The organism is Acidocella sp., from assembly GCF_035535915.1.
Lineage (GTDB): Bacteria > Pseudomonadota > Alphaproteobacteria > Acetobacterales > Acetobacteraceae > Acidocella.
In genome coordinates this window covers 1-9,012 of record NZ_DATLPB010000099.1, presented here as the reverse complement: position 1 = coordinate 9,012, position 9,012 = coordinate 1, and the positions used below count along the sequence as shown (strand labels likewise).

The 9,012-nt window shown below is 65.2% G+C and carries 9 protein-coding genes and 1 pseudogene; 6 read left to right on the top strand and 4 right to left on the bottom strand.

What is annotated here, in order from left to right; translation table 11 throughout:
• Together VNC39_RS13080 and VNC39_RS13075 are read left to right on the top strand one after the other, a co-directional pair.
• Positions 1-2,311: ATP-dependent DNA helicase (locus VNC39_RS13080; protein ID WP_325399905.1), on the top strand; the 2,311-nt coding region annotated here is incomplete at its 5' end.
• 23 nt (positions 2,312-2,334) lie between these two features.
• Positions 2,335-2,892 carry a DUF2147 domain-containing protein gene (locus VNC39_RS13075; protein WP_325399903.1) on the top strand — a complete coding sequence of 186 codons (558 nt, stop codon included), beginning with the start codon at positions 2,335-2,337 and terminating at the stop codon, positions 2,890-2,892.
• Between the two features lie 146 nt (positions 2,893-3,038).
• On the opposite strand, the gene VNC39_RS13070 is transcribed toward VNC39_RS13075, so the two are convergent.
• From VNC39_RS13070 to thiS, 3 genes are all read right to left on the bottom strand, one after another.
• A complete protein-coding gene (locus VNC39_RS13070; protein WP_325399902.1) occupies positions 3,039-3,665 on the bottom strand; it encodes a VC0807 family protein in 627 nt (208 codons plus the stop codon).
• 85 nt (positions 3,666-3,750) lie between these two features.
• Positions 3,751-4,542, bottom strand: a complete 792-nt coding sequence (locus VNC39_RS13065) for a thiazole synthase (RefSeq protein WP_325399900.1) — start codon at positions 4,540-4,542, stop codon at positions 3,751-3,753.
• A gap of 3 nt (positions 4,543-4,545) precedes the next feature.
• Positions 4,546-4,860: a sulfur carrier protein ThiS gene (gene thiS / locus VNC39_RS13060; protein ID WP_325399898.1), complete on the bottom strand. Its 315-nt coding sequence runs from the start codon at positions 4,858-4,860 to the stop codon at positions 4,546-4,548.
• Between thiS and aroQ the strand changes: the two genes are divergently transcribed.
• Genes aroQ through accC form a run of 3 tightly spaced genes read left to right on the top strand, consistent with a single transcriptional unit; the run spans position 4,859 to position 7,112 of the window.
• The gene (gene aroQ / locus VNC39_RS13055; protein WP_325399896.1) at positions 4,859-5,308 is read left to right on the top strand and encodes a type II 3-dehydroquinate dehydratase; all 450 of its coding nucleotides are present in this window, start codon (positions 4,859-4,861) and stop codon (positions 5,306-5,308) included. The genes thiS and aroQ overlap by 2 nt on opposite strands.
• Positions 5,305-5,760 carry an acetyl-CoA carboxylase biotin carboxyl carrier protein gene (locus VNC39_RS13050; RefSeq protein ID WP_325399894.1) on the top strand — a complete coding sequence of 152 codons (456 nt, stop codon included), beginning with the start codon at positions 5,305-5,307 and terminating at the stop codon, positions 5,758-5,760. Before aroQ ends, VNC39_RS13050 begins: the two co-directional genes overlap by 4 nt.
• A gap of 8 nt (positions 5,761-5,768) precedes the next feature.
• Complete coding sequence (accC, locus tag VNC39_RS13045; protein ID WP_325399892.1) at positions 5,769-7,112, top strand: acetyl-CoA carboxylase biotin carboxylase subunit; 1,344 nt, start codon at positions 5,769-5,771, stop codon at positions 7,110-7,112.
• Between the two features lie 370 nt (positions 7,113-7,482).
• Here accC and VNC39_RS13040 read toward each other — a convergent pair whose 3' ends face one another.
• Positions 7,483-8,418: a purple acid phosphatase family protein gene (locus VNC39_RS13040; protein WP_325399890.1), complete on the bottom strand. Its 936-nt coding sequence runs from the start codon at positions 8,416-8,418 to the stop codon at positions 7,483-7,485.
• A 234-nt stretch (positions 8,419-8,652) separates the two neighbouring features.
• Between VNC39_RS13040 and VNC39_RS13035 the strand changes: the two are divergent.
• A pseudogene (locus VNC39_RS13035) lies at positions 8,653-9,012 on the top strand (hypothetical protein); the annotation flags it as partial.

The following is a 9,012-nucleotide window of genomic DNA, read 5'->3' as shown; positions in this document are numbered from 1 at the left end:
GCCCGGCTGGGGCTGGGCGCATTTCGTGCTGGCCGCTTTGGGCCAGCCGGCCGCGACGCCGGACGGCATGGCCATGCGGCTATGGAAACGCCTGCCGCGCTGGGAAGACAGCGCGCCCCGCCCACCGCCGGCTTCCTTTCCCGTCACCCCCGCCCAGGCGCGGGCGCGGCTGGCGGGCCTGCTCGGCCCCGGCGCCGAACAACGCCCCGCGCAGGCGGATTACGCCTCCGCCGCCACGCATGCCTTCGACCCGCGCCTGGCCGAGGGCAGCCCGCATCTGGTGCTGGCCGAGGCCGGCACCGGCACCGGCAAGACCATGGGCTATCTCGCCCCCGCCAGCGTCTGGGCGGAGCAGAACAAGGGTGCGGTCTGGGTTTCGACCTATACGCGCCATTTGCAGCGGCAGATCGAGACGGAGGCGGCCCGGCTTGGGCCCGAGACCAAAATCGTGCTGCGCAAGGGGCGGGAAAATTATCTCTGCCTGCTGAATTTCGAGGATGCGATGGGCGCGGAGCGCAACGCCGTGCCGCTCGGCCTGATCGCGCGCTGGGCCATGGCGAGTGCCGATGGCGATCTGTTCGGAGGCGATCTACCGGGTTGGTTCGCCGAACTGTTCGGCCATTCGCTGCTCGCGCAGATCGCCGACCGGCGCGGCGAGTGCATCCATGCCGCCTGCCCGCATTATAGTTGCTGCGTGATCGAGCATGTGATCCGCGACGCACGCCAGGCCGACCTGGTGATCGCCAACCACGCGCTGGTGATGGCCCAGGCGGTGTGGGGCGGGCTGGACGACGATTACGTGCCGACGCGTTACGTGTTCGACGAGGGCCACCATATTTTCGACGCCGCCGACAGCGCTTTCGCCGTGGAATTATCCGGAGCGGCGATGGCGGAACTGCGGCGCTGGCTGCTGGGCGCGGAAGGCACGCGCTCCCGGGCGCGCGGGCTGCAACGCCGCCTGGAAGACATCCTGGCCAGCGACGAGGGCATGGCGCCGAAGCTGGAGGCCGCTTTGATCGCGGCGAAATCCCTGCCGGCGCCGATGTTCTCGACACGCCTCGACCCGGAACTGATCACCGACACCAACCCGGCGGAGACGTTCCTGCGCGCCCTGCGCACCCAGGCGCGAGCCCGTGCCACGGAGCCGGACTTGCAAGGCGGCATGAGTTTCGAGGTGGATCTGCACCCGATCGACCCGGAGATCCTGCCGGCGGCGGAACTGCTCTCCCGCGCCATGGAACGGCTGCGCGTGCCGCTGGCGGCTTTGCGCGACCGGTTCCTGGAGCGGCTGGAAACCGAGCCGGACCTGGAGGAAACCACCCGCCTGCGCCTGGAAGGCGCGGCGCGCAGTTTGAAACGCCGGGCGATCGACCCGCTCACCGCCTGGCGGCGCATTCTGGACGCGCTCCAAGGCGCCGAGGCCAAGCCCGGCGAGCGGCCGGCCAATATCGAATTTTTGCGCCTGGACCGCGAGGCCGGGACCGACCGCGACATCGCCCTGCTCTCGCATTTGCTCGACCCGACGCAGGCCTTCATCGAGACCATCGCCCGGCCGGCGCACGGCATGCTGATCACCTCCGCCACCCTGCGCGACGGGGTGGATAACGAGACCGCCTGGGAAGGCGCGGAAGCGCGCACGGGCGCCGCGCATCTTCCCGCCCCGGCGATCCGCGCCGCCTTCGACTCGCCCTTCGATTACGCCGAGCGGACGCGCATCGTGCTGGTCTCCGACGTGAACGGCCAGGATATGGGCCAACTGGCCGGCGCGTATCAGGCGCTGTTCCAGGCCGCCGGCGGCGGCGGGCTGGGGCTGTTCACCGCCATCTCCCGTCTGCGCGCGGTGCACACGCGCATCGCCCCCAAACTCGAGGCCATGGATATCCCGCTCTACGCCCAGCATGTCGACGCGATGGATAACGCGACCCTGGTCGATATCTTTCGCGCGGAGAAGGATTCCTGCCTGCTGGGCACCGATGCGATGCGCGACGGCGTGGACATTCCCGGCAACGCCTTGCGGCTGGTAGTGTTCGAGCGCACGCCCTGGCCGCGCCCGGACATATTGCACCGCACCAGGCGCGCGCATCTCTCCGGCGGCACACCGAAGGATTATGACGACGCCATCGTACGGTTGCGGCTGCGCCAGGCGTTCGGGCGCCTGATCCGCCGCGCCGACGACCGCGGCGTGTTCGTGCTGCTGGACCGCCAGGTGCCAAGCCGGCTGCTCACCGCCTTCCCCGAGCGGGCGCCGATCATCCGCTCCGGCCTTGCCGAGGCGATTCAAGGTATCAAGCGGTTTCTGGGCAACTCTTGAAAAGCAAGAAAGGACTTCTTTTTGTGAACAAAAAGAAGCAAAAAAACTTTATTAATCTGGGCCCTGCTGGTTTCACCGCCACCGGCCCAGTTTCAAAGAAGTTTTTTGCGCCGCTTTTTTTCAAAAAAGCGGCCACTTGCTTTCTTCTCCTTTTCGCCTTGCCGGCTGCCGCGCAGGTCCCCTCGACACCGACCGGAAGGTGGCTGTCGGCAAACCGGCAGGCGGTGGTCCAGATCGAACCGTGCGGCACGAATTTCTGCGGCCGGATCGTCGGCATCATCGTCCGTCACGCGGGCGACCCGATGCCGTTCGACTGGCTCGGCCGCCCGCAATGCGGGTTCGTCATGATTCGCACCACCCGGCAGATCGGCATGGAACCGCGCTGGGCTGGTTCCGTTCAGGACCCGCGTGACGGCCATAGTTACGGGGCCATCATCGCGATGAGGCAGGATGGCGACCTGCATCTGCGCGGCTATCTCGGCCTGCCGCTGTTCGGCGAGACGCAACGCTGGACGCCCTTCACCGGCCGGACCTTCGCGGATTGCCGCCTGCCCGGCAACAATCCGAACGGGGAAAGATAAATAGAAAGGAAGGCTACTTTTTGTGAACAAAAAGTAGCAAAAAAACTTTGTTTACTTTGGGCCCATGCGGTTTCAACGCCACCGGCCCAGCGTAACCAAAAGTTTTTGCGCCGCTTTTTTCAAAAAGCGGCCACTTGCTTCCTTGCTTAATTTGCGCGCGCAAGAATAGCCCGCGCCGCCGGCCGGCGGGCGATATAGCCGAGGCTCCAGGCCATCAGCAGGCCAAAAATGCCGAAGGAGATGAACGGCGAGACGAGCAGGAACCGCCCGATCGGCCAGATCCAGGCGAGCCAGCACATCACGCTGGTCTGCACCAGCAGCCCGAATCCCCAAACCACGGTGAGCACGCGGAACACCTGGGGCACGCCCGGCTGCGCCCAGACCAGCTCATAAGCCTCCACCCCGCCTTCGGTGGCGCGTGCCACCATGGCGCGCGCCAGGTAGAAGATCATCGGCCGCTTCATCGCCAGGGTGACGAGGAACAACAGGCCGACGGCCCCGGTGACCATCGCCTCGCGCATCTGGATCAGCCGTGCCGAACCGCCGAAGAACGTGGCCCCGACGGTCAACAGGATGGCGCTGACCACCACCACCGACACTGCGTCCAGCCGCCGCGTCTTGGCCAGTTCATAGAGGCTCCAGAGCAGCGGCGGCACGGCGGAGGCGATCAGCGCATTGGTATCGCCGAAACGCCCGGCGAGGGCTTCGTAAACGCCCCAGGGGGCGACGAAATTAGCCAGGATCTCAGGAGCCGCGCGAAGGACTTTCCGCATGCCGCGCTCAGATCCGCCTTGCCCGCGCCGGGCCGGCACCGCCTATCCAACAAAGCCCAGAGCCTGTTGGCGGGGCCTGCATGCGCTAACGGATCAGCCCGGTCATCGGGCTGGAAGCGCTGGCGGCATCGCGGCGGGGGATTCGCCCGGCGCGATAGGCCAGCCGCCCGGCCTCGACGCCGGCCTTCATCGCCCTTGCCATCAGCACCGGATCGTTGGCCATGGCGATGGCGGAATTGACCAGCACCGCGTCGCAGCCCAATTCCATGGCGAACGTGGCGTCATAGGCGGTGCCGACGCCGGCATCGACCAGCACCGGCACCTTTGCGTTCTCGATGATCATGCGGATCATCAGCGGGTTCTGCACGCCGAGACCGGAGCCGATCGGCGCGCCGAGCGGCATGATCGCCACGCAGCCCATCTCTTCCAGCCGCTTCGCGGCGATCGGGTCGTCCGAGCAATACACCATCACCTCGAAGCCATCGCGGATCAGCGCCTCGGCCGCCAGCAGCGTCGCCGCCATATCGGGGTACAAGGTGGGCGGCGGCCCGAGCACTTCCAGCTTCACGAGGTTCCAGCCGCCCGCCTCGCGCGCCAAGCGCAAGGTGCGCACCGCCTCGTCGGCGGTGAAGCAGCCGGCGGTGTTCGGCAAATAAGTGTAACGCGATGGGCTGACATAATCCTGGAGCATCGGCGCGTTGCGGTCCGACAGATTGACGCGCCGCACCGCGACGGTCACCATCTCCGTGCCGGAGGCCTCGATCGCCGCCGCCGTGGTGGGCAGATCCTTGTATTTTCCGGTGCCGACGATCAGCCGGGAGGCAAAATGCCGCCCCGCCACGGTCCACGCATCATCGCTCCGCAAGGCTCCGTCCATCACTCATCCTCCGCCAATAAAGTGTACGATTTCAATGGCGTCGGCATCTTCCAGCACAACCCCGGCATAGGTCGATCGCGGTACGATCTCGCGGTTCCGCTCAATCGCCACTTTGCGCATATCAAGGCCCAATTCGGCCAGCAGCCCGGCCAACGTCTTGCCCCGGGCCAGACTCATGGGCTCGCCATTCACCGTCAGACGCAATTGTTCCAGGGTCGTGCTCATGCCACCATTATCGGCATCGGCCGTGTTGGTCGCAAGACCGTGGGTGCGGCAAATTTGTCCGAAGCGATTCGGCTGTGCTAGCGGAAGCCGCATGGCAGCTCCTCTGATATTCGTCCTCAACGGTCCTAACCTCAATCTGCTCGGCCTGCGGGAACCGGCGATCTACGGAACCGGCACCCTCGACGACCTGGAAACCCTCTGCGCCGAAACGGCCGAGGGGCTGGGCGTGTCGATCGATTTCCGCCAGAGCAACCTGGAAGGGGAGCTGATCTCCTGGGTGCAGGAAGCGCGCGACCGGGCCGCCGGCCTGATCATCAACCCCGCCGGCTATTCGCACACGTCGGTGGCCTTGATGGATGCGATCCAGACCCTCGAAATCCCCGTGATCGAGGTCCATCTCTCGAACATCCACCAGCGCGAAAGCTTCCGTCACCATTCTTATGTCTCCCTTGCCGCCGACGGCGTCATTTGCGGGCTGGGATTCGCAGGCTATAGGCTCGCCCTCATCGCTTTGTCCGACATACTGGAAGAAGATCAATGAGCCTCTCTTTCGACCCTGAAGCCCTTCGCCTTCTCGCGGACCTGATCAACGCCACCGGCCTGTCGGAAATCGAGCTGGCCGAAGGCGACCGCAAGCTGCGTCTCGCGCGCATGCTCGCCCCGGTGAGCGTGCCGGTGCTGGCGCCGGCGGCACAAGCCGCCCCCGTGGCCGCCGCCCTGCCGACGGAGCCGGCCGCCAAGGCCGACCCGGCCAAGCATCCGGGCGCGGTGAAGAGCCCGATGGTCGGCGTTGCCTATCTCTCCGCCGAACCGGGTGCTGCCCCTTACGTGACCGCCGGGCAAAGCGTCGAGGCCGGGGCCACCCTGCTGCTGATCGAGGCGATGAAGACGTTCAACCAGATCAAGGCGCCGCGCGCCGGCACGGTGAAGCAAATTCTGGTATCCTCCGGTGCCCCCGTGGAGTTCGACGAGCCGCTCCTCATCATTGAATAGGCGCCGCCATGTTCAAAAAAATCCTCATCGCCAACCGCGGCGAAATCGCCCTGCGGGTGCTGCGCGCCTGCCGCGAACTCGGCATCGCCACCGTCGCCGTGCACTCCACCGCCGACACCGACGCCATGCATGTGCGCCTCGCCGATGAGAGCGTCTGCATCGGCCCGCCGCCGGCGCGCGATTCCTACCTCAACATGCCATCCATCATCTCCGCCGCGCTGATCACCGGCGCCGAGGCCATTCATCCCGGCTACGGCTTCCTCTCCGAGAACGCCGCCTTCGCCGAGATGGTGGAGGCGCATAATCTCGTCTTCATCGGCCCCACCGCCACCCATATCCGCATGATGGGCGACAAGATCACCGCCAAGACCACCATGGCCGAACTCGGCGTGCCGCTGGTGCCGGGCTCGGCGGGGGAACTCGCCTCTCTGGAGGAGGCCAAGGAGGTCGCCGAACGGATCAAATATCCGGTGCTGATCAAGGCCGCCGCCGGCGGCGGCGGGCGCGGCATGAAGGTGGCGCGCAGCGCCGGGGAGCTGGAAGCCGCCTATCGCGAGGCCCGCGCCGAAGCCGGCGCCGCGTTCGGCAACAACGCCGTGTATATGGAAAAATATCTCGATAAGCCGCGGCATATCGAGTTGCAGGTGCTGGCCGACAACCACGGCGCCGTGGTGCATGTGGGCGAGCGCGACTGCTCGCTGCAGCGCCGCCACCAGAAGCTCCTGGAAGAAGCCGGCTCGCCGGTGATCAGCGCGGCGCAACGCGACGCGCTGGGCGCCACCGTGACCAAGGCGCTGCGGAAAATCGGTTACCGCAACGCCGGCACGCTCGAATTCCTGTACCAGGACGGGCAGTTTTCCTTCATCGAAATGAACACCCGCCTGCAGGTTGAGCATCCGGTCTCCGAAATGATTTCCGGCCTCGATCTCGTGCATGAACAGATCCGTGTCGCCGCGGGCGAACCGCTCGGCTATACCCAGCAGGACGTGAAATTCGCCGGCCACGCCATCGAGTGCCGCATCACCGCCGAGGATCCTGAAACCTTCGCACCCTCACCGGGCCTGGTGGAAATGTTCCACCAGCCGGGCGGGCTCGGCGTGCGCGTGGATTCCGCGCTCTATGCCGGCTACCGCGTGCCGCCGCATTACGACAGCCTGATCGCCAAGCTGATCGCTTATGGCCGTACCCGCGAGGAAGCCATCGCCCGCATGCGCCGGGCTCTGCGCGAATTCGTCATCACCGGCGTAAAAACCACGATCCCGCTGCACGAACGGATTTTGCAGGATCCGGAATTCATCGCCGGCGATTACACGATCCATTGGCTGGAGCGGTTCGTGGGGATGACGAAGTAAAGAACGTAAGCGGCCGCTTTTTGAAAGGCCGATGGCCGTGAAACCAGCACGCCCCGCCCTCGACGCGCAACATCGAAGCGGTCACGATGATACGCGGATAACCGTAGCTTTCTAACGGTATTTGCTCGACATCGCCTCCGGCTTTTTGAATTGGTGGTCTCTGGAAACGGCACCGGCTTCAACCGGTGCTCGCGGTGAACTCGCTGGCTGAGCTCGACCGGCCCCCTCTCGTCCCGCCCGTCACCGTATGTTTCGGTTTCCGTGTCATTTGGGCTGCTCCTGCGTTTTTTCAGAAGCAGCCATGGAAAGCGCGGTCCCTCGTGACAATTGCGGCGATTCACCGGCGAAATGGGATCGTCAGCGCGACGGTTTACGCGTTCGTAATGGCCTCCATGAACAGCGTGTTACCGTGCATGTCCACCAGGGCGTATTCCAGCCGGGCGGCGCTGAGGTTCACCACCATGAAGCCGTGCGAGCCTGACACGAAGCCGCCTCGGATCGGCGCAGCTGGCCGATAAGTTTCCGAGCCGGCGCCGCTCACCACGTAGGTGATGCCGTCCATCTTCACCGATTGCAGGCAATGGTCGTGGCCGCAGATATAGATGCGGATGTTATGTTTCAACAGCAGCGGGTTAAGCCGCGCGATCAAATCCGGCTGGTCGTGCTCATAGCCGTCATCATCGGAAAGGGCGGTATAGATCGGGTGATGGCCGACCACGATTTTCCATTGCGCCGTCGACTCGGTCAGCGCCCGGTCGAGCCAGGCGAGCTGCGCGTCGGTATCCTGCCCCACGACATTGACCCGGGAGCCGTAATATTTTCGGATGAAGGGCGACGTGTCGACATAGAAAAAATCGGCCTTCGCGCCGCCCGGCAAGGTCTGCGTGTCGGTGTAATAACGCGCCGGCAGCGTCCAGCGCGGGCTCTTGCGGCTGTAATCGAGCTGCGCCTGCACATTGCCGCGATAATCATGATTGCCGAGGATCACCTTCCACGGCGTGAACAGCGTCGGCGCGGTGTAAACCTCCTCGAAGGAGCTTTGCCATTGCGGGTCGTCAACGCTCTCGACCCCGTTCTCGTAAAAGTTATCGCCGACGGAAATCGTGAAGCGGCTGTCCATCGCCGCCGCAATTTTGCCCATCTCCACCGCCACATTGCGCTGGTCATGATGGCCGCGCCGCCCCCAATCGCCGACGATGATGAACGGCAACGACGCCGAGGCGGCGACGGCCGGCTTGATCTCCGTGGCCAGGGTGGCGCCCGTCACCGCGGTGGTCGAAACGAATTGACGACGGCTCAGCTGCATGGCTCCCCTCCTGGGACTATCGGTTGCGCCGCCGGATATGCGCTCCCTGGAAATCGGCAGGCTTCGGCGCGCGCACCGTCTGATGCACTACCAAATCAGGCTGACGGCAGATGTGACAGGTTGAAGATAATGATCTACGCCAAGGGCCGGACAAGACACGATGATAGCATTGAAAATCCGTAAGAATCCAGCCACAGAGTTGAACATTCTGGAGGGGGGCCAATCTAGGCCCCTATGGCTCTGGTGAATATCATCCCGTCGGACTTGCGCGACGGAGACCTGTCCAAGGGCTCCGCCAGCGCGCCCGTTGCGGGCACCCGGTCCTGGGGCGAGGTGGGCGCCGCACGCGTGGTGATCGTCTCCAACCGCGTGCCCTCGCCGAACGAGCAGGGGGCGACGGCGGGCGGTCTGGCGGTGGCACTCGCCGACGCCACGACCAAAGGATCGATGTGGTTCGGCTGGAGCGGCCGCCGCGCCGAGGAGACTTCGGAGGCGGCCAGCGTCGTGCTCGCCGAATCCGGCGTGACCTTCGCCACCATCGATATCGCCGAGCGCGATTACCAGCGCTTCTATAACGGCTTCTCCAATGGCGCG

What these genes read in the sequence shown, in the direction of transcription:
- VNC39_RS13070 (WP_325399902.1), bottom strand. Translation starts at nt 3,665, where the DNA reads ATGCGGAAAGTCCTTCGCGCGGCTCCTGAGATCCTGGCTAATTTCGTC.
- VNC39_RS13065 (WP_325399900.1), bottom strand. Translation starts at nt 4,542, where the DNA reads ATGGACGGAGCCTTGCGGAGCGATGATGCGTGGACCGTGGCGGGGCGG.
- aroQ (WP_325399896.1), top strand. Translation starts at nt 4,859, where the DNA reads ATGGCAGCTCCTCTGATATTCGTCCTCAACGGTCCTAACCTCAATCTG.
- thiS (WP_325399898.1), bottom strand. Translation starts at nt 4,860, where the DNA reads ATGCGGCTTCCGCTAGCACAGCCGAATCGCTTCGGACAAATTTGCCGC.
- VNC39_RS13050 (WP_325399894.1), top strand. Translation starts at nt 5,305, where the DNA reads ATGAGCCTCTCTTTCGACCCTGAAGCCCTTCGCCTTCTCGCGGACCTG.
- accC (WP_325399892.1), top strand. Translation starts at nt 5,769, where the DNA reads ATGTTCAAAAAAATCCTCATCGCCAACCGCGGCGAAATCGCCCTGCGG.
- VNC39_RS13040 (WP_325399890.1), bottom strand. Translation starts at nt 8,418, where the DNA reads ATGCAGCTGAGCCGTCGTCAATTCGTTTCGACCACCGCGGTGACGGGC.